Origin of the sequence: Protofrankia coriariae, from assembly GCF_001017755.1 — a bacterium.
GTDB classification, from domain to species: Bacteria; Actinomycetota; Actinomycetes; order Frankiales; family Frankiaceae; genus Protofrankia; species Protofrankia coriariae.
Genome location: NZ_JWIO01000034.1, coordinates 51,146 through 76,525, shown reverse-complemented (window position 1 = coordinate 76,525; position 25,380 = coordinate 51,146). Strand labels below are relative to the sequence as shown.

19 protein-coding genes and 1 pseudogene (1 of these 20 running past the window's edge) are annotated in these 25,380 nt (G+C 69.3%); 17 read left to right on the top strand and 3 right to left on the bottom strand.

The annotated features are described in order from the left end of the window. Nucleotides 1–48 precede the first annotated feature (48 nt). Nucleotides 49–870 (bottom strand): thioesterase II family protein, encoded by an 822-nt coding sequence (locus FrCorBMG51_RS18560; RefSeq protein WP_338052764.1) that lies wholly within the window; start codon nucleotides 868–870, stop codon nucleotides 49–51. A gap of 692 nt (nucleotides 871–1,562) precedes the next feature. Between FrCorBMG51_RS18560 and FrCorBMG51_RS18555 the strand changes: the two genes are divergently transcribed. The 7 genes and pseudogenes from FrCorBMG51_RS18555 (at nucleotide 1,563) to FrCorBMG51_RS18530 (ending at nucleotide 7,150) form a co-directional block, all read left to right on the top strand. Continuing rightward, the gene (locus FrCorBMG51_RS18555) at nucleotides 1,563–1,769 is read left to right on the top strand and encodes a ferredoxin (protein ID WP_047224312.1); all 207 of its coding nucleotides are present in this window, start codon (nucleotides 1,563–1,565) and stop codon (nucleotides 1,767–1,769) included. A 91-nt stretch (nucleotides 1,770–1,860) separates the two neighbouring features. Beyond that, complete coding sequence (locus FrCorBMG51_RS18550; protein WP_047224311.1) at nucleotides 1,861–3,045, top strand: acyltransferase family protein; 1,185 nt, start codon at nucleotides 1,861–1,863, stop codon at nucleotides 3,043–3,045. Nucleotides 3,046–3,119: 74 nt separating this feature from the next. Next, complete coding sequence (locus FrCorBMG51_RS18545; RefSeq protein ID WP_052914826.1) at nucleotides 3,120–4,304, top strand: cytochrome P450; 1,185 nt, start codon at nucleotides 3,120–3,122, stop codon at nucleotides 4,302–4,304. Between the two features lie 83 nt (nucleotides 4,305–4,387). Next, a pseudogene (locus tag FrCorBMG51_RS34040) lies at nucleotides 4,388–4,570 on the top strand (hypothetical protein); the annotation flags it as partial. A gap of 26 nt (nucleotides 4,571–4,596) precedes the next feature. Then, complete coding sequence (locus FrCorBMG51_RS18540; protein ID WP_052914825.1) at nucleotides 4,597–4,968, top strand: SDR family oxidoreductase; 372 nt, start codon at nucleotides 4,597–4,599, stop codon at nucleotides 4,966–4,968. Continuing rightward, nucleotides 4,949–5,866, top strand: a complete 918-nt coding sequence (locus FrCorBMG51_RS18535; protein ID WP_047224310.1) for an alpha/beta hydrolase — start codon at nucleotides 4,949–4,951, stop codon at nucleotides 5,864–5,866. The genes FrCorBMG51_RS18540 and FrCorBMG51_RS18535 overlap by 20 nt, the downstream gene beginning before the upstream one ends. Before the next feature lie 18 nt (nucleotides 5,867–5,884). Beyond that, nucleotides 5,885–7,150, top strand: coding sequence for an acyltransferase family protein (locus tag FrCorBMG51_RS18530; RefSeq protein WP_052914824.1), 1,266 nt, complete (start codon nucleotides 5,885–5,887; stop codon nucleotides 7,148–7,150). Nucleotides 7,151–7,607: 457 nt separating this feature from the next. On the opposite strand, the gene FrCorBMG51_RS18525 is transcribed toward FrCorBMG51_RS18530, so the two are convergent. Next, nucleotides 7,608–9,086, bottom strand: a complete 1,479-nt coding sequence (locus FrCorBMG51_RS18525) for an MFS transporter (RefSeq protein WP_047224309.1) — start codon at nucleotides 9,084–9,086, stop codon at nucleotides 7,608–7,610. A gap of 147 nt (nucleotides 9,087–9,233) precedes the next feature. Here FrCorBMG51_RS18525 and FrCorBMG51_RS18520 point away from each other — a divergent pair, with 147 nt between their 5' ends. The 8 genes from FrCorBMG51_RS18520 to FrCorBMG51_RS34995 all read left to right on the top strand — a co-directional run bounded on the left by FrCorBMG51_RS18520 (nucleotide 9,234) and on the right by FrCorBMG51_RS34995 (nucleotide 18,605). After that, a complete protein-coding gene (locus tag FrCorBMG51_RS18520) occupies nucleotides 9,234–9,893 on the top strand; it encodes a TetR/AcrR family transcriptional regulator (RefSeq protein WP_235433707.1) in 660 nt (219 codons plus the stop codon). A gap of 960 nt (nucleotides 9,894–10,853) precedes the next feature. Continuing rightward, nucleotides 10,854–12,233: an ABC transporter substrate-binding protein gene (locus tag FrCorBMG51_RS18515; protein WP_086055553.1), complete on the top strand. Its 1,380-nt coding sequence runs from the start codon at nucleotides 10,854–10,856 to the stop codon at nucleotides 12,231–12,233. A 226-nt stretch (nucleotides 12,234–12,459) separates the two neighbouring features. After that, complete coding sequence (locus tag FrCorBMG51_RS18510; protein WP_476742202.1) at nucleotides 12,460–13,872, top strand: NtaA/DmoA family FMN-dependent monooxygenase; 1,413 nt, start codon at nucleotides 12,460–12,462, stop codon at nucleotides 13,870–13,872. Next, nucleotides 13,872–14,906: an LLM class flavin-dependent oxidoreductase gene (locus tag FrCorBMG51_RS18505; protein ID WP_047224307.1), complete on the top strand. Its 1,035-nt coding sequence runs from the start codon at nucleotides 13,872–13,874 to the stop codon at nucleotides 14,904–14,906. Before FrCorBMG51_RS18510 ends, FrCorBMG51_RS18505 begins: the two co-directional genes overlap by 1 nt. Before the next feature lie 186 nt (nucleotides 14,907–15,092). Further along, entirely contained in the window at nucleotides 15,093–16,034 is a 942-nt protein-coding gene (locus FrCorBMG51_RS18500) for an ABC transporter permease (protein ID WP_047224306.1), read from the top strand. A 381-nt stretch (nucleotides 16,035–16,415) separates the two neighbouring features. Continuing rightward, nucleotides 16,416–16,904 (top strand): ABC transporter permease, encoded by a 489-nt coding sequence (locus tag FrCorBMG51_RS31690; RefSeq protein WP_235433706.1) that lies wholly within the window; start codon nucleotides 16,416–16,418, stop codon nucleotides 16,902–16,904. A gap of 55 nt (nucleotides 16,905–16,959) precedes the next feature. After that, entirely contained in the window at nucleotides 16,960–17,799 is an 840-nt protein-coding gene (locus tag FrCorBMG51_RS35000) for an ATP-binding cassette domain-containing protein (RefSeq protein ID WP_200902499.1), read from the top strand. Beyond that, complete coding sequence (locus tag FrCorBMG51_RS34995) at nucleotides 17,796–18,605, top strand: ABC transporter ATP-binding protein (protein WP_200902498.1); 810 nt, start codon at nucleotides 17,796–17,798, stop codon at nucleotides 18,603–18,605. The genes FrCorBMG51_RS35000 and FrCorBMG51_RS34995 overlap by 4 nt, the downstream gene beginning before the upstream one ends. Before the next feature lie 301 nt (nucleotides 18,606–18,906). On the opposite strand, the gene FrCorBMG51_RS18485 is transcribed toward FrCorBMG51_RS34995, so the two are convergent. Then, nucleotides 18,907–21,126: an NADP-dependent isocitrate dehydrogenase gene (locus FrCorBMG51_RS18485; protein WP_047224305.1), complete on the bottom strand. Its 2,220-nt coding sequence runs from the start codon at nucleotides 21,124–21,126 to the stop codon at nucleotides 18,907–18,909. Between the two features lie 1,126 nt (nucleotides 21,127–22,252). Between FrCorBMG51_RS18485 and FrCorBMG51_RS18480 the strand changes: the two genes are divergently transcribed. Beyond that, complete coding sequence (locus tag FrCorBMG51_RS18480) at nucleotides 22,253–23,449, top strand: ABC transporter substrate-binding protein (protein ID WP_047224304.1); 1,197 nt, start codon at nucleotides 22,253–22,255, stop codon at nucleotides 23,447–23,449. 77 nt (nucleotides 23,450–23,526) lie between these two features. Continuing rightward, nucleotides 23,527–25,380 carry the 5' portion of a branched-chain amino acid ABC transporter permease/ATP-binding protein gene (locus tag FrCorBMG51_RS18475; protein ID WP_047224303.1) on the top strand. Its footprint extends 918 nt past the window's final position, so only the first 1,854 of its 2,772 coding nucleotides appear in the window; its start codon is at nucleotides 23,527–23,529; its stop codon lies off the right edge, out of view.

The following is a 25,380-nucleotide window of genomic DNA, read 5'->3' as shown; positions in this document are numbered from 1 at the left end:
CCAAGATCTTGACGCGGGACACGAGGAAGTTTTTCTTTTCAGGCTCTTTCATTTCTTTTCGGGGCCGTTCTCGGGCCGGCCCGTACTCCCCGTGCGCAGTGACCGGGTCAGGCTGCCGCTGTCCGACGGCCGCGGGCCGGGCAGCCGCGGCGCCGGGCCGGTCGCCGGCCGCTGGCCCGCCCCCGGCCCGTCCCGCAGCACGGCGACGATCGTCGCGGTCACCGCCGGCTGCTGGTCGACAAGGTAGAAGTGCCCGCCGGGGAACACCCGCACGTCGAAGTCCCCGCTGGTGTGGTCGCGCCACCGCTGGGCGTCGGCCGCCGTGGCGTGCGGGTCCGTGTCGCCGACGAGCACGGTCACGGGGGTGCGCACCGTCGCGTCGGGCGGGCCCACGTAGGTCTCGATCGCCCGGTAGTCGGCCCGGGCGGGCGGCAGCACCAGCGCCAGCATCTCCGGGTCGTCGAGGACACGCGGGTCGGTGCCGCCGAGGGCGCGGATCTCGCGGAGGAACCCGGCGTCGTCGAGCAGGTGGACGCGGTCCCCGCGACGTACCGACGGCGCGCGGCGGCCGGAGGCGAACAGCACCCGCGGGCCCGGGCGGCCCGCAGTCTCCAGCCGCCGGATCACCTCGAACGCGATGATCGCCCCCATGCTGTGGCCGAAGAACGCCACCTGTTGGCCGGTGAACGCGTCCAGCACCTCGGCAAGGGCGTCCGCGAGGGCCACGATGGTCGTCAGCGGCGGCTCCGACCGGCGGTCCTGACGCCCCGGGTACTGCACGGCCCGCACCCGTGTGGTCGCCGACAGCGCCCTGGCCATCGGGAGGTAGAAGCTCGCCGCGCCGCCCGCGTGCGGAAAACAGACCAGCAACGGCCCGTCCGGCGGCCCCGGGTGAAACTGCCGGAGCCACCTCTCCGTATTCCCAGTCGTGTTCCCAACCATCGGACCACTACCAACCTCTCCCCGATCACACGGATTTGTCCGGGCACAAGCTCCCCGGCCGACGCCGGCCCGATTTGCGGGCGCCGGTGTGCGCGGCCCCCGCCCGCTCCCACCCATCCCGGGCCGTGTGGGAGGGAGCGCCCGGTGGCCCTTACATTTGACGGTCCGTCGGGACCGTCCATTCGGCGCCGAACAGTTCACCGGGCCCGGAATGTAAATTCCCGCCCGCTCGCCTTCCGCGCCGCAAAAATGTCGGACCCGCTGATTCTGAAGTCACCGGCTGACGCGGTCCTTGCCCCGCGCTGAAGCCCGCCCGCACCCATGTCCACACGCCAGTGTGCCGCTAAAGCGCCTGTTAAGAGAAGGACGGATCCGGCATTGGCACCATTGCGTGCCGCACCGCCACACCTTTAACTGTCTGCTGGGTCCAACCTGCTGCCGGGTCTGTCCTACCCGTCTTTCCCCAGCCTGGCTGATCTTCTATCCGTGGAGGCCACGTTGTCCATCGATCTGGCCGACGCGTTCCTGTTCCCGGAGCGCCGAAGCTGTCCGTACCACCTGCCGGTCCCGGCCAGCCCCACCGAGGTGACGGGCCGGGCAGGTCGGGAACCGAGGACCGGATGAGCCGGACCGTTCGGATCAGTACTCATCGGGACCGGTGCATCGGCGCCGGGCTCTGCGTGCTCACCGCCCCGGAGGTGTTTGAACACGACGAGGACGAGGGCCTGGTTTCGTTACTCGATCCCGAACCGGACGCGGAGCTGAGCGCAAAGGTGTGGGAGGCCCAGCAGCTCTGCCCCGCCCAGGCGATCGAGCTCGCCGGCTGAGACTCGCCGGCCGCAAATTCTCGATCATCCCCACAGGCTGTCTGTGATCCCAACAGACCGCGCGCCGGTCCACAACAGAAACGAGCTACCCATGGCGCTCGCTACGGAGACCACTGCCACCAACACGCGGTTACCTTCGCTGACCGGCCTCCGATTCATCGCGGCATTTGCCGTCTTCATCGGCCACGCCTATCTCACGGTGACGCTGAACGGGTCGCCCGTCGAGTCCCAGAACTGGCCCATCACCTTCGGGTTCGCCGGAGTCGGCTTCTTCTTCGTGCTCAGCGGGTTCGTACTCACCGTGTCCGCCCGGGCGCAGGACACCAGCCTGCGCTTCCTGCGCCGCCGGCTGGTCAAGATTGTCCCCAACCATCTGGTCGCCTGGACGCTCGCACTGCTGGTCACTCTGTGGGCCGGCGCGTCGATCACCACTGGGCAGGTGGTGCCCAGCCTGTTCCTGGCCAACGCCTGGTTCGCCGATATTCTGATCATGCGCGGTATCAACGTGCCGAGCTGGTCGCTGAGTGTGGAGCTAATCTTCTATCTCGCTTTTCCCGCCCTGTACCTCGGGATTTCCCGCATCAGGCCGGAACGGCTGTGGTGGTGGTTCGGCGGTTTCGCGCTGGGGACCCTGACGCTGGCCGTGATCTCTCATACCGCGCTGCCGGGGCAGCCGCAGCTGCCAGGGATGCACATGTCGCTCTGGCAGAACTGGCTGGTCTACCCGTTCCCGCCGTCGCGCCTGCTGGAGTTCGCCCTCGGCATCGTCACCGCCCGGATCGTGCTCACCGGCCGGTGGATCAGGCTCGGGGTGCCGGCCGCGACACTGCTGCTGGCCGCCGCCCTGGTACTCCAACTGCTCCTGCCGGTGACCGCGCTCACGGCGGTCGCGCCCACGGCGCTGCCCACCGCGCTGGTGATCGCGGCCGTGGCGACCGCGGACCGGTCCGGCCGTGGCACGATCTTCGACAACCGCGTCTGGACGTGGCTGGGAGAGGTCTCCTTCGCCCTCTACATCGTGCACTACCCCACGCTGTACTTCCTGCAGGAGAGCGTCGGCTTCGGCTCCGGCCACTCCGCCACCACGTCCTTCCTGATCTCCCTGCTGCTTCTGCTTCCCGCGCTGCTGGTGTCCTGGCTGCTCTACAGCCTGGTCGAACGTCCCCTGGTACGCCGGTGGAGCAACCCCCGGCCGTCACGGTCCGACAAGGTCCCGGCACAGCGGCAGGGACCGGGCGTGGCTGTCCCGGAAGCTGTCGCCGAAACAGCGCAGTGACACCCTCGCGCGCCATCCCCCGGATCCCGCAGAGCCTGCTGCCATAGTTCTCAGACGACACTGGAGGAAGCCTCATGACCACCGCTGGGGAACGCCCCTCCCTGCCCCTTGAGCCGGGCATCGACGGCAGTCCGGCGCCGGAACTGGTCGCCTGGCTGCAGTCCAAGGAACTCGCCGAGGTGACGATGCCGAGCGGGCAGACAGCGCTGCTCGGCGTCACCCACGCGGATGCCAAGACGATCCTCTCCGACCCCCGGTTCAGCCGGCAGCTTGCCTACGCGGGCGCGCCGACGTTCTTCCCTGGCGAGGACGCCACCACAGCCGACCCGGACTTTCTGGCGAACATGCCACCGGATCGGCACCATCTGGTCCGTCGGCTCGTGTCCGGCTCGTTCACCGTGCGCCGGGTGAACGGCTGGCGTTCCACCGCGCAACGGATCGCCGACGAGCTCGTGGACGATCTGCTCGCCAGCGAGCAGCCCACGGACTTCGTGGCCAACTTCGCCTTCCAGTTCCCGATCCGGGTGATCTGCGAGATCATCGGCATCACCGGTGAGGACCAGAAGCGGTTCCGCACCTGGACGACGGCGACCTTCGCCGCCTCCGGCGCGGAGTTCATCGCCTACGTCCAGGACCTGCTGGCGCGGCGCCGGGCGGAGCCGGGCAACGACCTCATCGACTCGTTGATCGCGGCCCGCGACGGCGCGGACAGGCTCACCGAGCCGGAGCTCATCCGCATGGTGCTGGCGATGATCGTCGCCGGCCACGAGACCACCGCGTCCGCGATCTCCCGAGGTGTGCTGACGCTGCTGCGCGACCGCCGCCGCTACGAACGACTGATCGCCGAACCGGAGCTGATCCCCTCGGTCGTGGAGGAGATCCTGCGGGTGAACCCGCCGATCGAGACGGCGCTGCTGCGGGTCGCCACCGAGGACGTGGAGCTCCCCTTGGGCCAGGTCAGGCGCGGGCAGGCGGTGCTGGCCAGCCTCTCCGGGGCCAACGTGGACTCCGCCGTGTTCGGTGAGCCGTACGAGTTCATCCTCGACCGCGATCCCATCGCCGCCCGTGACCACCTGTCCTTCGGCCACGGCCCGCATTTCTGCCTCGGCGCGGGAGTGGCACGCCTCGAGCTGGAGGTGGCGCTGTCCACCCTGACCACCCGGCTGCCGGGACTGACACTGGCGCTCGACCCGACGCAGACACCGAGCGTGAGCGACACCATGGTCCGGACGGTGGCAGAGCTGCCGGTTCGCTGGTGACGGCATGGGCAGCGATCTCGACCATCATCGTGCCGAAGCACTCCGAGTCGGTGGCCGGGAAGGGCTGACCCACGTCCAAGCGGATCGCCAACCTGTTCGGCCGAATTGACACCGATGCCGGGATCGCACCGGCCACTCATCGGGCACAGCACCTGCCGGTGGACATCCGGCAGGAAGTGGTGGAGGTGAACCTCACCGGTATTTTCCTGACCGCACGAGCGGTATACGAGCGGCTGGCCGTGAGCAGCCGTGGAAGAGTGGCATTCATCTCCTCCGGCGTGGCTCGCGCGCCATGCCACGGGCCGAGCGTCTACGCTGCGTCGAAGCCGACATCGAAGGTCTCGCCAGGGCGCTGGCGGTGGACCGGGCGACCGACGGTATCCTGGTCAACGCGATTGCGCCGGGATTCTTCGGCGCCAGCATAGGTACCGCGTTCACACAGTCGGAGCGGCTGCACAAACAGGTGGCTTCCAGGATCCCGCCGGATCGGATCGGACAGACCAGTGAGCTCGCCTCGCCCGCGTCCTTTCTGGCTGGCAACGCCTGCGACCACCTGACCGAGTACGCCCTCGGCCTGGATGGTGGACACGGTCTCGACCAAGCCGTTCCGGCATCAACGGAACACCAACGGAGAAGGAGAGCCAATGACACGCGCCTCGGTTGAGCCGGTGGAGAGCACACTAGCCGAACTGCTCGCCAACAGAGGCGCGCTAAGCCGCCTACCGCTGGCGGAACCGGACCCGCTTCCCGGCACCGAGGCACTGGACATGCAAAACCTGGAAGCACACGATCCGGTGTCGGGGCTGCGGGTGCGGGTCCGCCGCTACGGGCCCCGCAACCAGACGTCCGCGTTGCCTGCGGTGCTCTACATCCATGGCGGTGGCTGGGCGATCGGCAGCATTGACATGGTGCATTTCCTGGTCGCACCGCTGGCCGTCAGGCTGAACTCGGTCGTGATTTCGGTAGGTTACCGTCTCGCGCCCGAGCATCCGTTTCCCGCCGCGTTCGACGACTGCTTCGCCGCCCTGCGCTGGATGGTCGCCGAATCAGCCGAACTCGGCATTGATCCCACTCGGATCGCGCTGACCGGAGTAAGCGCGGGCGGGACGCTGGCCACCGGGGTGGCTCTCGCGGCACGCGACCAGGGCGGCCCCGCGATCCGCCTGTTGCACATGGTCTCACCCTCACTGGACGATCGGGCGGAGACCTCCTCCATGCTCAAGCAGTGGGGGCCTGAGTACCTCGGTTCACGGCTGGCACGGGAATGCTGGGACGCCTATCTGCGCGATGTCGCGGACAATGTGCCGGCGATCGCCGCTCCGGCCCGGGCAGCCGACCTCACCGGCCTGCCGCCCACCTTCATCGCGGTCGCCGAGCTCGACGCGGTCCGCGACGAAGCCCTGCAGTTCGCTTTCCGCCTGATCCAGGCCGGCGTTCCGGTCGAACTGCATCACTTTCCAGGCGTCACGCACGGCCTTGCCGGCGACATCGGGCCCGGGCTACGCCAGCGGATCACCGAAACAGTGCCGGCCGCTCTCAGGGAAGCACTATTCCAAACTTGATCCACACAAGAGGATACGATGACTGCCACATTATCATCCGAAAAATCTCGGACGTCACTGGAGACGCTGCCGACGCTCACCTCGCTCCGCGTTTTCGCTGCGATACTCGTCTTCAGCGGACACGCCTTCTTTGAGCTCCGTTTCGTCACCGGCGGTCTTGGTGATGCCCTGCACTCGATATTCGGCCGTGGCGGCTACGTACTGAACTTCTTCTTCATTCTCAGCGGGTTTGTACTGGCCTGGAACTGGGTGCACAGTTCCAGGCCCTCAAGGTCTGCGTTCGTACGCCGACGGCTCGCGAAACTCTTTCCCAATCATCTGGTCACCCTCGCCCTGGCCATTCCGCTCGGCGTGACGGTCGGGGGTACCACCGCGGCGGCCCTGGGGCACTGGCTTCCCTGGAACATCCTGCTGCTCCAGGACTGGCGGCCGGAGTTCGGCCTTGTCACCTCGGGCAACTCGATCAGCTGGTCGCTCTCCGCGGAACTGCTCTTCTATCTGCTGTTCCCGCTGGTCATCGGGCCGGCCAAGCGCGTCCCCGAACGATTCCTGTGGGCCGCGGTCGGGACAGTCGGAGCGCTGATCCTGGGGGCTGTCCTCATCGGACAGTTCGTCGTCACCGATCAGCCCCGACTGCCCTACCCAGGTTTCGAGAGCATGTCGTTCAACCAGCTGTGGTTCGTGTACTTCGCACCTCCGGTGCGTTTTCTTGACTTCCTGATGGGCATTTTCCTGGCACGCCTGGTCATCGCGGGCCGCTGGATCCGGCTGGGCGTGCTGCCCGCCGCTGCCTTCGCCATCCTCGGCTACGTGACAGCGCTCAATCTGCCTTATCTCTGGGGAGTCAGCGGGCTGGCATCGATTTTCGTGGCACCGCTGATCGCCAGCGCGGCGGTGTCCGACGTCACGTCCGCCCGATCGGTGATCCGCGGTCGCGTCTGGGTCCGGCTGGGTGAACTCTCCTATGCCTTTTACATGGTGCATTACCTGGTGCTCAACCCGCTGCGCGAACGGCTGGGCCCGAACTGGTCCGAACCCGTGATCGTGGAGCTGGCGGTCGTCCTGCTCATAGCTCTGCCGCTCACTCTGCTGGCCGCCTGGCTGCTGTACACGCTGGTGGAAATGCCAGTAACCAGGCTGGCAAGAGGCCGCCGCCGCGGCACCGGCAGGGCCACCGCCACCGCCACCGCCACCGCGAGCCCGGGGTACGCCGGAAACATCGTGGCGCCCAGGACCAGCAGTGAGGACGAAAGCGGCGAGCCGAGCGCCGTCCAGCACACCTGAGACCGGGGGCAACAACAGACCCGGGGCAACAACAGACCGGAGTGTGGCAGACCGTCGCTGCCACGCTGTACCGGTACTCACAGACAGCGATGACGGCACTCAGGCCGGCCTGCGAGGACGCAGGCCGGCCTGAGTGCCGAGAGCCTGCCGCGGTATCCGACCAGCCGCCGGCGGTGCTCCCCCGGAGAAGGGGCACCTGGTCCTGGCGGCCACAGTGACAATCTCCCCGAGAAGCTTCCCAGGAAGGCCTTCATCCAGGGCACCGGATGCCCGGACCATCCGATCTGACCGGGTCAGGGCGTCGTACCGACCGGACGGCCGTTCCCGCCCGGCACGCATGCTGCTCCGCCGACAGGCACACATGGTGCTCCGGTAGGCATGGTGCCGGGCGACCGAGGTGACGGTCATGCTGACCGGCCCCGACCGCTTCCCGTGCGGCCGGGGCCGGTCATCCGGTCTAGCTGGCCGTGTCGGCGGTCGCCGGGGTGGCCTGGGCCGGGGTGGCCTGGGCCGCGTCAACGGCCGCTGGAGCCTTGCCGCGGCCGGGGCCGAACCAGAGCCCCAGGGATACCAGGATGCCGATGATCGCCGGCACGGTGAGCCAGGTGAAGACCCGGGCGAAGTGCTCCACCTCGCTGCCGGCGCCATGGGTGAACGGCAGCAGGAACACACCGATGCCGATCAGGCCGCCGACGGTGATGGCCACCTGCACGATCCCGGCGGTGATACCGGTGTCCTGCGGGTCAGCGCTGGAGAGGATGACGACGTTGAACGGGACGATGGCCAGGCCGACGCCGATCCCAATGATGATGATCTGTGGCAGTACCGAGGAGGCGTAGCCGGCGCCATCGTCCACCCGGCTGAGCCAGGCCACGCCGAGCGTGACCACCGCGAGCCCCGCCACACCCCGGGCCTTGAGGCTGATCGAGCTGGCCCACTTGGTGATCAGTGAGGCGCTGAACAGGATCGCGATGGCGAAGGGCAGCAGTGCGAGGCCGGTTCGCACCGGGCTCAGATCGAGCACGGCATGCAGGTACTGGGCCAGGAAGAACAGGAAACTGCCCAGCACCGAGGCCAGCAGCGTGAGGTTGAGAAAGCCGCCGAGCCGGTCCCGGTGGGCGAAGATCCGGCCCGGTAGCAGCGGCTCGGGGGAACGGGAGTCCACCACCGGCAGGAGTGTGAACAGCACGACGGCGGCCACCAGCGGGACGATCGTCCCCGCGTCCTGCCAGCCCGCGTCGGCAGCGTGGACCAGGCCGTACACACCGGCGGTCAGTGCCCCGGTCGCCAGGGCCGCGCTGGGGATACCCAGCGAACGCTGGCTGCGGGCGGCGTCCCGGGTCCCGAGTACGCGCAGGGCGACGACAAAGATCAGTGCGGCTATCGGGACGTTCACCAGGATGCTCCATCGCCAGCTGCCGGCCGAGGTCAGCAGCCCGCCGAACACCATGCCGGAAGCCGAGCCGAGCGCGGTGACGGTGGAGTAGAGGCCGAACGCCCGCTGTCTGCGCTCCCCCTCGGACAGGATGGTCAGCAGCGCCAGCGCGCTGGGGCCGGCCAGCGCTGCCCCGGCTCCCTGCAGCACCCGGCCGACGAGCAGCACCTCGATGTTCTGGGCGAGACCGGCGACCAGCGAGGCGACGGCCACCAGGCCGATGCCGAAGAGGAACACCCGGCGGTAACCGAACACGTCACCGAGCCGTCCGGTGACGAGGAGCAGCGCGCCGAAGGCAAGGTAGAACCCGTTGAGGATCCAGGAGCCGGTGGTGATGCTGGCGTCGAAGCGGGCCTGGATCTCCGGCAACGCCACGTTCACGATCGTGCCGTCCAGCTGCAGCAGGTACTCGGCACCGACGATCGCGGCGAGCACGAGCCCCCACGCCCTGGGCGGACCACCACCCGTCGTGGTCGTGCTGGAACCGGTTTCGGTGCTCACGATGCCTCCTAGAGCGACGGAGATTATTTTGAGGGTGGCTCACCTTACGAGTTCGGGTTGATAATATGAGCTGGCCTCGACCTGTCAAGCAGGAGGTCTCCGATGAGGGAGCAGCCCGTGAGGGAAGAGCCTGTGGGGGAAGAGCCTGTGAGCGAGCAGCCTGTCGGGGAGCAGCTCCTGGAGGAGCAGCCCGCTTCCGCCAGCAGGGCTCGCCGGGCGGACGCCCGGCGCAACCACGACGCGATCCTGCGGACGGCGCGCGAGGCCTTCGAAACCAGGGGCTCCGCGGCACCCCTGGAAGAGATCGCCGCCCGGGCAGGGGTCGCCATCGGCACCCTGTACGGGCACTTCCCCACCCGGGAGTCGTTGATCGAGGCCGCGACCAGGGACGGCCTCGACGCTCTGATCGCGTTCGCCGACGAGGTGGCCGTGACCGACGAGCCGCTGTCCGCCCTGCGGGGCTGGACGATGCAGGCGGTGCGGTACTGCAGCACGTTCCGTGGGCTGATGGGGCTGCTGACGCGCAGCCGGCACGGCAAGGGCGCCCTGTCCGGCTCGTGCATCGACATGTACCGGTGCGGCGCCGCGCTGCTGCACGCGGCGCAGGCCGCCGGGCGGGTACGGCCGGACTTCACCGCCGATGATCTGTTCGAAATCATCAGCGCCGCGGCCTGGGTGCGGGAGTGCTCGCCCGCCGATCGGGACGGCAGCACCCGGATGCTGGACCTGTTGCTGAACGCTACCGTCACGGACAGTGCCGGACGGATCGCCCCGAATGATCCTGTTTCGATCCAAGGTTCGCTTTAGAGCTCTGCTGTCACAATCCATTCCGTCCGAGCCTCTTGGCTGGTGGAAGCGTGAGGGAGCGCGATTGTGTCGGTGGGGCCGCATGGGCATACGGCTGAGAACAGCGCCCGGGAACCGCGTCTTGGCGCACAGCCGGTGACCACCGGTCACCACCGGGGAGCATGACCGGTGATCCGGCACGGATCCACCGCGTCATCTCGGCCCTCTCGGCCCTCTCGGCCCTCCGGGTCCGCCCGGTCCTCCCGACCCTCCCGCACCGGGAGTTGTCCCGACGTCGTCCGCACGGCCGGGCGTGCGCGTCCGGCCGGATGTTGTTGGCGACATTGAACGGATGCCCGAGCGGCATGAAGCATTGTCAGGGAGCGGGTCGTCGCACGGCCGGGTGAGCTCCTGACGGCCGGCGGCACAGGCGGGGTGCGGGCGAGGTAGAACTCGCCTCCCGCTGCCTGGCGAGGACCACGAGAATCCGCGCCGGTGGCCCACACCCACCGTGTCGAGAAACTCCGCCCGGCACCGACCGGGCCATACCCACAAAGCCACCGGACCGCCGCCTGGACTTCCGGGCCCGGCATTGCCGGACACAGGATTTCCGGGCACCGCGCTCCCCGCGAACGCACGCTCCGGAAGAACTTCCACATATTTTGTCGACGAATAACTGACGAAACGGAGTCCTTATGCATTCCCGCAGGAGTTTTCTCACCCTTTCGGTGGGCTCAGTGGCCCTGTTCGGCCTGGGCTCAGGCCTGGTGGCCTGCGGGGAGGACTCCTCGCCGAGCGAGACCGGCGGGACGCCGAAGAGCGGCGGCAGCATCACTTTCGCCACCACCGCCGAGCCCGACAGCTGGGACCTGCACGTCTCGGTCTCCACGCTGTCGTCGTTGATCCTGCGCGCCGTGTACGACTCGCTGGTGCACCAGAAGACGGACGGCACCTTCGAGCCGTGGCNCCTTCGAGCCGTGGCTGGCGAAATCCTGGGAGATCTCCGACGACGGCCTGCGGTACACGTTCCAGCTGCGCGACGACGTCACCTTCCACGACGGGACCCCGTTCAACGCCGAGGCGGTGAAGGCCAACTTCGACCACATCGTGGATCCGGCGACGCAGTCCAGGAACTCCAAGACCCTGCTCGGTCCCTACGACCGGACCGAGGTCACCGGCGACTTCACTGCGGTCGTGCACCTGAAGTCACCCTATTCACCGCTGCTCGGCGTGCTGAGCAGCACGTATCTGAGCTTCCACTCGCCCGCCGTGCTGCGTGCCAATCCCGCCGACATCGCCTCGGGCGGCAAGTTCCTGGTGGGCACCGGACCGTTCGTGTCCTCGTCGCTCACCTCGGGGCAGAACGCCGTGTTCACCCGCCGCCCGGGCTACCGTTGGGCGCCGGCCTCGGCGGGGCACCCCGGGGAGGCTTACCTCGACCAGTACGTCGTGCAGTTCCTCGCCGACGACGCCGCCCGGGTCGGCGCGCTGACCTCGGGGCAGCTCGACGTGGCCGACCAGATCCCCGCCACCAGGCTCGCGCAGTTGCGCGGCCAGCCGGGCATCAAGCTGGTCAGCCGCGAGAGCGTCGGATCGCCGTTCACCTATTCACTGAACGTCACCAAGGCACCGTTCACCGAACGGGATGTGCGTATCGCGTTCCAGTCCGCCGTCAACGCCGAGGCGATCACACAGGGCCTCTTCCAGGGCACCTACTCCAACAGCCGGTCCGTCCTGACCTCCTCCACCCCGGGCTACGACAAGTCCGTGGAGGGGATCTGGGGCTACGACAAGAACCGCGCGATCAGCCTGCTGGAGAAGGCCGGCTTCACCACGACCGACGGCGATGGCTATCGGACCCGCAACGGAGAGCGACTGAGTGTGACGCTGGCCTTCGCCGCCTCCTTCACCAGCGAGGAGCAGCGGAACTACCACACAGCGTTGAAGGACGCGGTCAAGCAGGTCGGTTTCGAGGTCGTCCTGCGCCCGCTGGACACTCCGTCGATCGTGCAGGCGTTTGCCACGGGCGACTACCACCTGGGATCCGGCTCGCCGTCGGCGATCGACGGCTCGATACTGCGCACGCTGTTCTACTCCAGCCAGTTGCCGGGCGTCGGCGGGGCGAACGCCGCCAGGGTCAACGACCCGGAGGTCGACGGCTGGTTGGACGAGGCGCTGCGCACGCGCGACGTGGCGGGCCAGAACGTGCTGTACGGCAAGGTGCAGCACAAGGTCCTCGCCGAGGCGTACGTGCTGCCGACCTTCGTGTCGAAGCGCACCTACGGCGTGCAGGAGCGGGTGCAGGGCTTTGCGCTGGGAGCGGGGAACCTGCCGACGCTGTCGGACGTCTGGGTGAGCTAGCCCTCGCGTAGCCCTCGTCCCGGGCTCCGTCCACGCGATCGAAGATCTGCTGGGCGGGGCCCGGACGCCGGCCGACGCTGGTCGACGACGAACTGCCCGACCTGGTCGGCACCGCCGTCCGGGAACGGGAATGCCTGGCCGGCCGGCCGGTGGCCGTTCATGCTGATACCGAGCGTGAGTATCCACAGGCCTGACCGGCCTGACTCAAGGATCGCTTTAGAACCGGATGCCAGTATCCCTCCGGGGCCTGCGGCGTGTCCCGGAAGAGACGGAGGAGCGAATGTCGTCAGATCTGGGTGGACGCGAACTGCACCTCAGCGTTCACCCGGTGGCAGCCGGGCACCATCCGGGGGCGTGGCGATGGCCGGGCGCGGACCCGCTGGCGTTCTCCCGCATCGAGGGCTACCTCGAGGTGGCGCAGGTGGCCGAGCGTGGGCGGCTCGACTCCATCTTCCTGGCGGACGTCCCGGGCCTGCACGCCGACATTGATGACTATCCGCAGCTCAACGGCCTCGAGCCGACACTGATCCTGACCGCGATGGCGGTGGTCACCGAACGGATCGGGCTGGTCGGCACCGCCTCGACCACGTTCAACGAGCCGTTCAACATCGCCCGCCGGTTCCGGGCGCTGGACCTGATCAGCCACGGCCGGGCCGGCTGGAACGCGGTGACCACCTCGGGCCCCCGCGTCGCCGGCAACTTCGTAGCGGACGAGCCGAGCAGCCGCGCCCGCTACGCCAAGGCCGAGGAGTTCGTCGCGATCGTGCTCGACCTGTGGCGCAGCTGGGCGCCGGACGCGCTGGTCGCCGACGTGGCATCCGGGCTCTACGCCGACATGTCGAGGATCCGGCCGATCGACCACCACAGTGAGTTCTTCAGCGTGCGGGGGCCGCTGAGCCTCCCGCCGTCCGAGCAGGGCTACCCGGTGCTGTACCACGCGGGCGTCTCCGACGACGTGCGCACGCTGACCGCGCGCACCGGCGAGGCGATGTTCACGGCCGTGGTCGATATCGACACGGCCCGCGCCGAGCTGGACGTCGTGCGGTCCCGGGCGGTGGCCTTCGGCCGTCCGGCGGACGCGGTGCGCTTCCTGCCCGGGCTGGTCACCTCGGTCGGCGGCACCGAGCGGGAAGCCCTCGAACGACGCCAGGCCCTCGACGAGCTGTCCGGCACCCGCGGCGCGGTGCGCGGGCTGGCCGCGCAGCTCGGGCTGAACCCCGACGATCTGGAGCTGGACCGGCCGGTGCCACCNGACCGGCCGGTGCCACCCGCCCTGCGGGGCAGGCTGCACGCCATCCGCGGCCACGCCCGCCCGGCCGCACACCGCGCCCTGGAGGGGCAGACGGTACGGGACATCATCCGGCGCGGTGGCGGTGGCGGCCACGTCGTGGCCGTGGGCGACCCCGAGCAGATCGCCGACCTGATCCAGACCTGGTTCACCTCCGGCGTCGTGGACGGCTTCACTCTCATGCCGGACGTCACCTTCGACGGCCTGCCGGCCTTCGTGGACCACGTCGTGCCGGTCCTGCGCCGCCGCGGCCTGTTCCGCTCGGAGTACCGGGGCAGGACGCTGCGCGAGCACTACGGGCTGCCGATACCGGACGTCGCCACCCGCCGGCCGCTGGCGAAGGCCCTGTGATGGTCGCCCTCTCCCTCGTCGACCAGGGCCCGGTCTCCGCGCAGACCAGCCCGGCGCGGACCATCGGCCACTCGGTCGAGCTCGCCCAGCTGGCCGAGGAGCTCGGTTACACGAGGTTCTGGGTGGCCGAGCACCACGGGGTACGCAACATGGCCTTCGCCGCCCCGGAGATCCTCATCGGCCACATCGCGGACCGCACCAGCCGGCTGCGGGTGGGCTCCGGCGGCATCATGCTGCCCAATCACACGCCGCTGCACGTCGCGGAGCAGTTCCGGACCCTCGAGGCGCTGCATCCGGGCCGGATCGACCTGGGTCTGGGCCGCTCCACCGGCACCGGTGACGACCCCACCCGCGACGCGCTGCTGCGCACCCCCGACGCGCTCGAGAAGTTCGGCGAGCATCTGCGGCAGCTGCTCGGCGTCGGCGGCCGGGTGCCGCTGGACCCGGACGACCCGTACCGGGAGCTCGTCGCGTCACCGGCCGGTGTGCCGTTGCCGGCGGTGTTCCTGCTCGGCTCCAGCGTCAACAGCGCCGAGCTCGCGGCGCGCGCCGGGCTGAGCTACGCGTTCCTCTGCGTCAACCAGGATCCGGACGTGGCCGTCCAGGCGCTGCGCCGCTATCGCGTGCTGTTCACCCCGGTGGCGGAGGGCGACCGGCCGCTGGCGATCCTGGCCACCCGGATCTGGGTCGGGGAGGACGACGAGCACGGGGAGGCACTGGCCGCCCCCGAACGGCTCGCCGTGCTCGACTACCTCAGCGGCGACCCGCGCCCGCTCGAGTCCGTCGAGCAGGCGCTGGCCCGCACCAGCCGGCTCACCGACGCCCAGCTCGTCGCCCGCGACAAGGTGGACCTCCGGGGGGACGTGGTGGGCGGCATCGACCGGGTCGCCGGCCGGCTCGCCGAACTCGTCGAGGCGAGCGGGGTGGACGAAGTGATGGCCATCTCCAATATCCACAGCCCGGAGGATCGCCGGGAGTCCGTCCGGCGGCTGGCCGTGGCCGTCGGGCTGTGTCCGGCGCCGGTGAGCCGCTGAGCGAGCGAACCCCCTGACCGGTGGACGCGGCGGCTCCACCGGCCAGGAGCACGGCGTGACGGGTGTGCCGTCCCAGCCGACCAAAAAATGTGATCAAGAAAATCGGAGCTCTCATCCATGCGCACTCGCAGGGACTCTCCTGCCCTCTGGGCGGCTTCCCCGGCCGCTGACCCGGTGAGCTGACACGTGTACGCTTCGTTGCCCCGGTTCCTGCTACGTCGGCTCCTCACCGGGATCCTGGTCCTGTGGGGCGCGGTGACGGTGACCTTCTTCGCGGTGAGCGCGGCCGGCGACCAGGTGGACGCGATCCTCGGCCCGCAGGCGGCGAACCTCCCGGGCCTGCGCGAGCGGGTCGCCGCGGAGTACGGGCTCGACCGACCGCTGCCGGTGCAGTACCTCGACCGCCTGGCATCGCTGGCCACCGGCGACTTCGGCCGCTCCTACCAGCGCAGCCAGCCGGTGACCAGGCTGCTTGGCAGCCAGATCCTGCCGACCCTTCAGCTGGCGCTGAGCGCGGCCCTGGTCGGCCTGCTGCTCGCGCTCATCGCCACCGTCATCACGGCGGGCCGGGGCCGGATCGTACGGACGGGCACGTCGGTGTTCGAGGTGCTCGCGGTGGCGGTCCCGCCGTTCTGGCTCGGCATCCTGCTGCTGTCGCTCTTCTCGTTCAACCTGCGCTGGTTCCCCGCCTTCGGCTCCCATGGCATCTCCGGCCTGGTGCTGCCCACGCTGGCGCTGGCGATCCCGCTCTCCGGTGTCCTCGCGCAGGTGATGCGCCAGGAGCTTGAGCTGGTCGAGGGCAGACCGTTCGTGCTCAGTGCCCGTGCCCGCGGCCAGAGCCGGCTCGGCCTGCTGCTGCGGCACACCCTGCGGCACGCGCTGCTGCCGGCCACGACGATGTCCGCCTGGGTGCTCGGCACGCTCGTCGGCGGCGCCGTGCTGGTGGAGAAGGTCTTCTCCCGGCCCGGTCTCGGCACCGTGCTGGTGAACGCCGTGCAGCACCGCGACACGCCGGTGGTGTCGGCCGTGGTGATCCTGGCCGCACTCATCTTCGTCGTGGCCAACACCCTGGCCGACACGCTCTACCCGGTGATCGACGCGCGGCTGCGGGAAACGAGCCGGGCATGAGCGCGACGACAGCGGCCTTCGACACGGCCCGGCCCCGGTGGCGGGCCACCCGCGGCTCGCACATACTGCTCGCGATCAGCACGCTGGCCGTGGCCCTGATCGTCGCGTTGCTGCTGTTCCCCGGCGTCTTCGCGCCCTACGCGCCGGACACCAACGACGTGCAGCACACCTTCTCCCCGCCGAGCTCGACGCACTACCTCGGCACCGACCAGCTCGGACGGGACGTCTTCTCGCGGCTGGTCTACGGCGCCCGGTACTCGGTGACCACCGGCCTGGTGGCCACCGCGATCGCGGTCGTGGCGGGCTCGCTGGTCGGCCTGACCGCGGCGGCCGGCAGCCGGCTGGCNGGCGGCCGGCAGCCGGCTGGCCGACGCGCTGATCATGCGGTTGACCGACGTCTGGATGGCGTTCCCCGAGGTGCTGCTGGCGCTGCTGGTCATCGCGCTCATCGGGACGGGCTCGACGCAGATCGCGGTGGCGATCGGGGTGGCCGCCGTGCCGTACTACGGCCGTCTCGTGCGCGGGCAGGCACTCGCCGTGACAAAAGCCGAATACGTCGAGGCGGCGAAGATCCTGGGCGTACCCGCGTGGCGGTATGTGCTGCGCCACGTGCTGCCCAACGTGGGCGGGCCGGTCGTGGTGCTCGCCTCGCTGGGGACCGGGAGCGCCATCGCCGCGGCGGCAGGGCTGAGCCTGCTCGGCCTCGGCCCGCTGCCACCGACTCCGGAATGGGGCGTGATGCTCGCCGAGGGACAGACCTATCTGGCGAACGCCTGGTGGATCGCGGTGTTCCCGGGGCTGGCCATCGTCGTGGTCGTCCTCGTCTCCACCACGCTCGGCCGCAGCCTGCAGGCAAGGAGCCTGCGGTGAGCGGCCGGCGGGCGGGGAGCCCGCTGAGGACCAACCGGCAGGCAGGGGGCCCGCGGTGACCCTGGTCGAGGTTGCCGGGCTGGAGGTCTCCTTCGGCCACGAGCCCCCCGTGGTACGCGACATCTCGTTCACCATCGAGGACGGTGAGTGCCTGGCACTGGTCGGGGAGTCCGGCTCGGGCAAGAGCGTCACCGCCCGGACGCTGCTCGGCCTGGCCGGCGAACGCGCCCGGGTCCGGGCGCGCACCCTGCGCGTCGGCGGCGCCGACGTCAGGAGCTTCTCCCAGCGTGACTGGCAGCGGCTGCGCGGCAAGTCGGTCGGCATGGTGCTGCAGGACGCGCTGGTGTCCCTGGATCCGCTGCGCCGGATCGAGGACGAGGTGGCCGAGTCCATCCGGCTGCACCAGCGGGACAGTACCCGTACCGAGCGGCACCGGCGCGTCCTGGAGGTGCTCGCCGAGGTCGGCGTCCCAGAGCCGGAGCTGCGCAGCCAGCAGTACCCCCACCAGCTCTCCGGCGGGCTGCGCCAGCGCGCCCTGATCGCCTCCGCCGTGGCGACACGGCCCGATCTGGTCATCGCGGACGAGCCGACCACGGCGCTGGACGTGATCGTGCAGCACCAGATCCTGCAGCTGCTCGAAGAGATCAAGGAGCAGGGCCGGGGCCTGCTGCTGATCAGCCATGACCTGGCGGTGGTCGCGAGGCTGGCCGACCGGATCGCGGTGATGCTCGACGGCCGCATCGTCGAGACCGGGCCCACCGAGCGCATCGTGGGCAGCCCCGAGCATCCCTACACCAGGTCGCTGCTGGACATCGCCCGTGGCCGGCGCGCGCAGCGCCCGCCCCNCGCCCGCCCCACACCGGCGGGCAGACCCTGCTCGACGTCGACGCGGTGACCAAGAACTTCGGCGAACGCCGTGCCGTGGCCGGGGTGTCACTGACTCTGCGGGCGGGCGAGACGGTGGGCCTGGTTGGCGAGTCCGGCTCCGGCAAGAGCACGCTGGCACGGATGGTGATGGGCCTGACCGAACCCGACGAGGGGCGGATCCTCCTGCGCGGGCAGCCCTGGTCGGGCACGCCGGAACGTGCCAGGCGGGTGCAGCGGCAGCACATCCAGCTGATCCAGCAGGATCCGCAGGCGGCGTTCGACCCCCGCCACACCGTCGGGCGCATCATCGCCGAGGCACTGCCCGGCCAGCGCGGCGCCCGCCGCCGGGCCCAGATCACCGAACTGCTGGCCACGGTCGGGCTCGACGCGCACTTCGCCCACCGCCGTCCGCACCAGCTCTCCGGCGGGCAACGGCAACGGGTGGCGATCGCCCGGGCGATCGCCCCGCAACCCGAGGTACTGATCTGTGACGAGCCGGTCTCCGCGCTGGACGTGTCGGTGCAGGCCCAGGTGTTGGACCTGCTGTCCGAGCTGCAGCAGCGCCTGGGCATCGCCCTGCTGTTCATCACCCACGACCTCACCGTCGTGGAGCAGATCAGCGACCGCCTACTGATCATGAACAACGGCGAGGTCGTGGAGGAGGGGCTCACCACGGCCGTGTTCGACAACCCGCAACATCCTTACACCAACGCGCTGCTGCAGGCCGCCCCGCGCCTGCCCCTGCTATCGGCCACCGCCTCACACGGTAGAGCTCCCGAACCGCGTGCGGCCACCGACAGCTACCAAGAAGTACCAGCAGTCACCGACAGCTAGCGGCAGGAACTGACAAGGCTGTCCCGGGCGCGGCCAGGCCCGTCCGGGACACAGCCCCCGCACCCGGGATGACGAACCGCGGGTCGATCCGCTTCCAACGGAACCGCGCCTGCTCCGAAGTGGAGCGGACGGCCGGCTGTCCCCCGGCACGGACGACTGCCCGCCCGGGCGACCAGTCGTAACCGGCGGCCTCGCGTCCGGGCTGGGACAGCGCTCTCCCCCGGGCCGGCGGTGGCCTGGACTGGAAAGGAAACCGCCGGCCCGGCGGGAGGNCCGCCGGCCCGGCGGGAGGCGGATCCCGTCAGCCGAGGATCGCCAGGGCCTCGTTGAAGGTCGTCGAAGGGCGCAGGACCGCCGCGGCCCTGGCCGGGTCCGGCTGGTAGTAGCCGCCGATGTCGACCGGCGAGCCCTGGACCCCGACCAGCTCGTCGACGATGGTCCGCTCCTGCGCGGTGAGCGTCTTGGCGAGGCCGGCGAACGCGTCCGCGAGCTGCGTGTCGTCGGTCTGCGCGGCCAACTCCTGCGCCCAGTAGAGGGCCAGGTAGAAGTGGCTGCCACGGTTGTCGATGCCGCCGAGGCGCCGGCTGGGCGACCTGTCCTCGTTGAGGAAGGTGGCGGTCGCCCGGTCGAGGGTGTCGGCGAGCACCTTGGCGCGCGTGTTGCCCGTCGTCTGCGCGAAGTGCTCGAAGCTGACCGCCAGCGCGAGGAACTCGCCCAGGCTGTCCCAGCGCAGGTAGTTCTCCTTGAGCAGCTGCTGGACGTGTTTGGGCGCGGACCCACCGGCGCCGGTCTCGAACAGGCCGCCACCGTTGATCAACGGGACGACCGAGAGCATCTTGGCGCTGGTGCCGAGCTCCAGGATCGGGAACAGGTCGGTGAGGTAGTCGCGCAGCACGTTGCCGGTGACCGAGATCGTGTTCTCGCCGCGGCGGATCCGCTCCAGGGAGAACGCGATCGCCTCGACCGGCGACCTGATCTCGATCTGGAGACCCTCGGTGTCGTGCTCGGGCAGGTACGCTCTGACCTTCTCGATCAGCGTCGCGTCGTGCGCGCGGCCGGGGTCGAGCCAGAACACCGCCGGGTCGCCGGTGGCCCGGGCGCGGGTGACGGCGAGCTTCACCCAGTCCCTGATCGGCGCGTCCTTGGTCTGGCAGGCGCGGAAGATGTCGCCAGCGGCAACCGGCTGCTGAAGCACCACGGTGCCGGCCTCGTCGACAAGGCGCACCGTGCCCGCGGTGGGGATCTCGAAGGTCTTGTCGTGGCTGCCGTACTCCTCAGCCGCCTGCGCCATCAGGCCGACGTTGGGCACCGAGCCCATCGTCGTCGGGTCGAAGGCGCCGTGCGCGCGGCAGTCGTCGATGACGACCTGGTAGATGCCGGCGTAGCTGCTGTCGGGCAGGACGGCGAGGGTGTCCGCCTCCTGGCCGTCCGGGCCCCACATGTGGCCGGAGTTGCGGATCATCGCCGGCATGGAGGCGTCGACGATGACGTCGCTGGGCACGTGCAGGTTGGTGATGCCGCGGTCGGAGTCGACCGCGGCCAGCGCGGGGCCGTCGGCCAGCTCGGCCTCGAAGGACGCCCTGATCGCCGCGCCGTCGGGCAGCGCGTCCAGGCCCCTCAGGATGGCGCCGAGCCCGTCGTTGGGGCTCAGGCCCGCCGCGGCCAGCGGCTCACCGTAGGTGGCGAAGGTCTTCGGGAAGAACGCCCGCACCACGTGGCCGAAGATGATCGGGTCGGAGACCTTCATCATCGTGGCCTTCAGGTGCACCGAGAACAGCACACCCTCGGCCCTGGCCCGGGCGATCTGCGCGGTGAGGAACTCCCGCAGCGCGGCCACCCGCAGCACGGCGGCGTCCACGACCTCGCCGGCGAGCACCGGCAGGGTGGCGCGCAGCACGGTGGTGCTCCCGTCGGCGCCGGCCAGTTCGATGCGCAGCGAGCCGTCCGTGGCGATGACCGCCGACTTCTCGGTGGCGCGGAAGTCGTCGGCGTCCAGGGTGGCGACGTTCGTCTTCGACTCGGGGCTCCACGCGCCCATCCGGTGCGGGTGCGTCCTGGCGTAGCTCTTCACCGACGCGGGGGCACGCCGGTCGGAGTTGCCCTCGCGCAGCACCGGGTTGACGGCACTACCCTTGATCTTGTCGTACCGGGTGCGGACCTCCCGCTCCTCGTCGGTGCGCGGGTCGTCCGGGTAGTCCGGCAGGGCGTAGCCCTTCTGCTGCAGCTCGGCGACGGCCGCCTTCAGCTGCGGGATCGACGCCGAGATGTTCGGCAGCTTGATGATGTTCGCCTCGGGGCGGCGGGCCAGCTCACCGAGCTCGGCGAGCGCGTCGTCGATGCGCTGGTCCGCGGTGAGACGTTCGGGGAAGCTGGCGATGATCCGCCCGGCCAGGGAGATGTCACGGCTTTCGACGCTGACACCGGCCGTGCGGGCGTACGCCTGGACCACGGGCAGGAGCGAGTACGTCGCCAGGGCCGGGGCCTCGTCAGTGTGCGTGTAGATGATGGTCGAATCAGTCACCGATGCTCCGCTTCACGTCTGCTTCGTATCCTTATCAAGGTTATGTCTTGATCTTCTCCGCTACCTTGATTGCGAGCAGGCATGTGGCGGCAGCCGTTGACGGGTGGCCAGGCCAGCGCCCGCGGCACCCGTCCCCGCAACTGCCTGCCGAGCCGGTAGGTCGGCGGGNNGGGGAGCCGGTAGGTCGGCGGGTAGGTCGCTGTCCGAGCCCGGGCGACACCGCCGACAAGTACGTTCTTACCACTCCCGCCGGGTCGCCGGCCCTCGGTCACACCGTTGTCGGCGGGATGGCACTACAACCGGGGCGACGGTCGCCGCTTCGGCGCGGGCCGGTTCGCCTACACGCTCCGTGACGCCTGACAGGCCGGATTCGATTTTCCATGAGGATGCCACGGCGGAAGATGTCACGGTCCGTCAGTGAAAGGCTGACGACGTCGACGGACGGGCCGAACTGGCGTTGGCGTGAAAATTCCGCATTGACCTGTCATCCGGGGTCCTCTACGGTGTCCGAACGAACAGTTGTTTGTAATCTACATCACCATCAGCCACCTCCCCCCACGGGTACGCCGCGACCCGAAGGCCGAGGACGGAAGACCGCTCGGACTCCCGGCCACACAACCCTACGAGATCAGTTTCTTCCAGAGAGCGACAGAGGCCGTCATGGACAAAACGGTTTATATCTCCAGAAACCCGTAGACGCCACAGCCGTCGACTGCCCGCGCCGGTGGAGCCGACAAGCCGCCCCGCGCCCTGGCCCGACCCGCAGCGCCCCGGCTCGACGACCCGGAACCCGACCGGCCCGCGAAAACCATCTGATCATGCAATGTGCCAGCGCAACGGAGGATGCCAGATGACTGACGATTACGAACCGTCGCCGAGAAGACGCGAGAGCCAGGCACACACAAAACCCGCCGGGAACGCGGCCCCACGCCCGGAACAGCCGAGAAGGGGGCGTTCGGTCGGCGAGCGGCTCATCCGTATCCGGTCCGGTGAGACAGAGACGGAAAGCACACCGGCTTTATGCACCAGCCAGCACCGGCGCCCACACCGACACCCCTGGTCGCTGTCCGGACGCCCGCGCCCCCGGCTCCTCGCACGGCGGCGCGGAATCGTTGCCATCGCCGCGATGATCGCTGCGGTGACAGGCCTTGCCGCCTGTTCGTCGGATGACAACGGCAGCGGCAACACGGCGAACGGTTCGGGAGCGCCCGAAATCGTCGTGGGCAACATCGGGACGTACACCGGCCCCACCGCGTCCTCCCAGGCGCAGGCGCAGGACATGGCAAAGGCCTGGGCATCGTGGGTGAACGCCCACGGCGGGATCAACGGGCGCCGCGTCAAACTGATCGTCATGGATGACGGGGGGAACGCGACGACCGCGCTGTCCCAGGTCAAGAAACTCGTCGAGCAGGAACACGTCGTCGCGATCATAGGAAACCACTCGAACTCGGACGTGAACTGGGCGTCCTACATCAGCGGCACGGACGTGCCCGTCATCGGCGGCACCTCCCTGGACCTGCCCTTCGTGACGAACGCGTCCTTCTTCCCGGTCGGGCCGTCCGTCATCGCGGGGCTGTACGGAGTGCTGCAGATAGCGAAGTCGACAGGCCCGAAGATGGGCCTGCTCTACTGCGCGGAGGCGCCGCAGTGTGCCAGCGCGGTGCCGCTGTACTCGACGCTGGCCAGGGCACTCGACCTCAGCATTCCCTACAACGCGAAGGTGGCGGCTTCGGCGCCCGACTACACCTCGCAGTGCCAGGGCCTGAAGGAGGCGGGCGTCCAGTCCGTGAGCGTGCTGGCGCCGTCCGACACCGTCGTCCGCGTGCACCGGGCATGCGCGGACCAGGGAATCAACGTCCCGGAGGTGGCCCAGGACGGCACCGTCACGACCACCTGGCTGAAAGAGCCGTCGCTCAACGGAATGCGGGCCGTCGGATACGTCGCGCCCTTCTATGACAGGTCCATACCGGCGACCCAGGAGTTCCACGACGCCATCCAGCAGTATGCGCCGGGTATCGAGGCGGTGCTGTCCGAGCAGTCGGCCGACGTCTGGGCCAGCGGAAAGCTCTTCGAGGCCGCGGTCAGGGCCGCGCCCGCCGGGGATCTCACGGCCGCCGCGGTGAAGAAAGGCCTCTACAACCTCAGGGACGAGACGCTCGGCGGCTTCACCGCCCCGTTGAACTTCGTGGAGGGAAAGCCGACCTCCATCAAGTGCTGGTTCACGCTGGGCATCGAGGACGGCAGGTTCGTCGGGCCGAAGGGCCTGGAGACGGAGTGCGCCCCCGCGTCCGTCGTTGATCCCGTGGTTGCGACCCTCGGCTGACCAGTCCCCGGGCTGGGCCGGCATCCTGTCGTGGTTTCCGTCCCAGCCCGGCTCTCTGACCGTTTGGGAGTTCCAGAGTGACGACCCTACTTCCGTTCCTGGTCGCCGGGCTGACCACGGGCTCTGTCTACGGGATCGCCGGGCTGGGCCTCGTGCTGACCTACAAGACGTCGCGTCTGTTCAATTTCGCGCACGGCGCGCTCGCCACCATCGCGGCCTTTCTTTTCTACACCCTGCACGTCCAGCACGAGGTACCCTGGCCGCTGGCCGCGTTGATCTGCGTTCTCGTCGCAGGCCCGGTCCTCGGGCTTGTTTTCGAGCTGGTCGGCCGAATGATCAGCGATCGTTCCCTGCCGGTGCGGGTCGCCGGCACGGTCGGCATTCTGCTCGTGGTGCAGGCGGTGATATCGCTCGTCTACGGCACGGCGGAGACCCGCAAGGTACCGCCGTTCCTGGGAACGCATGTCCTCCGCGTGGCGAACACGAGCATCACCCAGGACAAAATCATCATCTGGATTATCGGCGCCGCGGCGACACTCGCGCTCTTCCTCGTCTTCAGGTACACCCGGCAGGGCCTTGCGATGCAGGCTGTCGTCGACGACGTCGACCTGCTCAACTGCGCCGGCACCAGCCCCGTGCGCGTCCGGCGGTTGGCGTGGGTCATCGGTGTCTCGTTCGCCGCGCTGTCAGGTGTGCTGCTGGCACCGCTCATCACCCTTGACGGGGTGACGCTGACGCTGCTGGTGGTCCAGGCTTTCGGCGCGGCTGCCATCGGCAGGTTCTCGAATCTTCCCGCCACCTATCTGGGCGGTCTGCTCATCGGTGTGGGCGGCGCTCTGTGCTCGAAGTACTTCACCACCGGTCTGCTGGCGGGAATACCGACCGCGCTGCCCTTCCTCGTCCTGTTCGTCGTTCTGCTGGTCTCCCCTCGCAGCCGGCTCGGGGAACGGGCCATGCCGTTGTCACGGTCCGCGGCGCAGTGGCGTTTCCCCCTCCCGTTCCAGCTGGCAGGGGGAGCAGGCTTCCTGGTCCTCCTCCTGCTCGTTCCCGAATTTGCCGGGCTGCACCTGACCGACTGGACCCTGTTTCTGACCTCGACGATCCTCTTCCTCTCCCTGGGCCTGCTGGTACGCAGTTCGGGACAGGTGTCGCTCTGCCACGTGGGTTTCACCGCGATCGGCGCGGCCGCTTTCTCGCACCTGACCGTCGGCCACGGACTGCCGTGGTTCTTCGCGCTGCTGCTGTCGGCTCTCGTCGCGGTGCCGATCGGCGCCATTCTCGCGATTCCGGCGATCAGGCTGTCCGGACTGTACCTCGCCCTGGCGACGCTGGGATTCGGCATCCTCCTCGCCTACATGTTCTACACACAGGACTACATGTTCGGCAGTATAGGTGCCGGGCTGACCGAGCCACGGCCCCATCTTGGCGGGCTCGACCTCGAAAGCGACCGCGGCTACTACTATCTGGTACTGGTATTCACCGTCATAGTCACGGCCATAACCGTGGTACTGGTACACAGCCGGCTCGGCCGGCTGCTGCGGGCGTTGGCCGACAGTCCGACAGGACTCGCCTCCAGCGGCACGTCGACCAACGTCACCCGTGTGCTGGTCTTCTGCATCTCGGCCTTTCTCGCCGCGGCATCGGGCGCGCTCGCCGGCAGCGCGGTCAGCACGGTGACAGCCGACTCCTACCAGCCGTTGACGTCGTTGCTCTATTTCTCCCTGATCGTCATCAGTCTGGGCGGTGAGCCCTGGTACGCGCTGCTGGCCGCCGCGGGCCTCACCCTGATTCCGTCGTACGTAAGCGGCGACAACATCGCCACCTATCTTCAGCTCGTCTTCGGTGTGGCAGCGCTCCTTCTCGCGGTCACGCCGCCGTCGCTGCGGTCCGTCCCCGCGGTGGTCCAGCGCACCGCCGAACGGCTCGGTCGC

Bases quoted from the DNA above. Each gene is read 5' to 3' on its own strand.
- FrCorBMG51_RS18555 (WP_047224312.1), top strand. From the start codon at position 1,563: ATGAGCCGGACCGTTCGGATCAGTACTCATCGGGACCGGTGCATCGGC.
- FrCorBMG51_RS18550 (WP_047224311.1), top strand. From the start codon at position 1,861: ATGGCGCTCGCTACGGAGACCACTGCCACCAACACGCGGTTACCTTCG.
- FrCorBMG51_RS18545 (WP_052914826.1), top strand. From the start codon at position 3,120: ATGACCACCGCTGGGGAACGCCCCTCCCTGCCCCTTGAGCCGGGCATC.
- FrCorBMG51_RS18540 (WP_052914825.1), top strand. From the start codon at position 4,597: ATGCCACGGGCCGAGCGTCTACGCTGCGTCGAAGCCGACATCGAAGGT.
- FrCorBMG51_RS18535 (WP_047224310.1), top strand. From the start codon at position 4,949: ATGACACGCGCCTCGGTTGAGCCGGTGGAGAGCACACTAGCCGAACTG.
- FrCorBMG51_RS18530 (WP_052914824.1), top strand. From the start codon at position 5,885: ATGACTGCCACATTATCATCCGAAAAATCTCGGACGTCACTGGAGACG.
- FrCorBMG51_RS18505 (WP_047224307.1), top strand. From the start codon at position 13,872: ATGGTCGCCCTCTCCCTCGTCGACCAGGGCCCGGTCTCCGCGCAGACC.
- FrCorBMG51_RS31690 (WP_235433706.1), top strand. From the start codon at position 16,416: ATGCGGTTGACCGACGTCTGGATGGCGTTCCCCGAGGTGCTGCTGGCG.
- FrCorBMG51_RS18480 (WP_047224304.1), top strand. From the start codon at position 22,253: ATGATCGCTGCGGTGACAGGCCTTGCCGCCTGTTCGTCGGATGACAAC.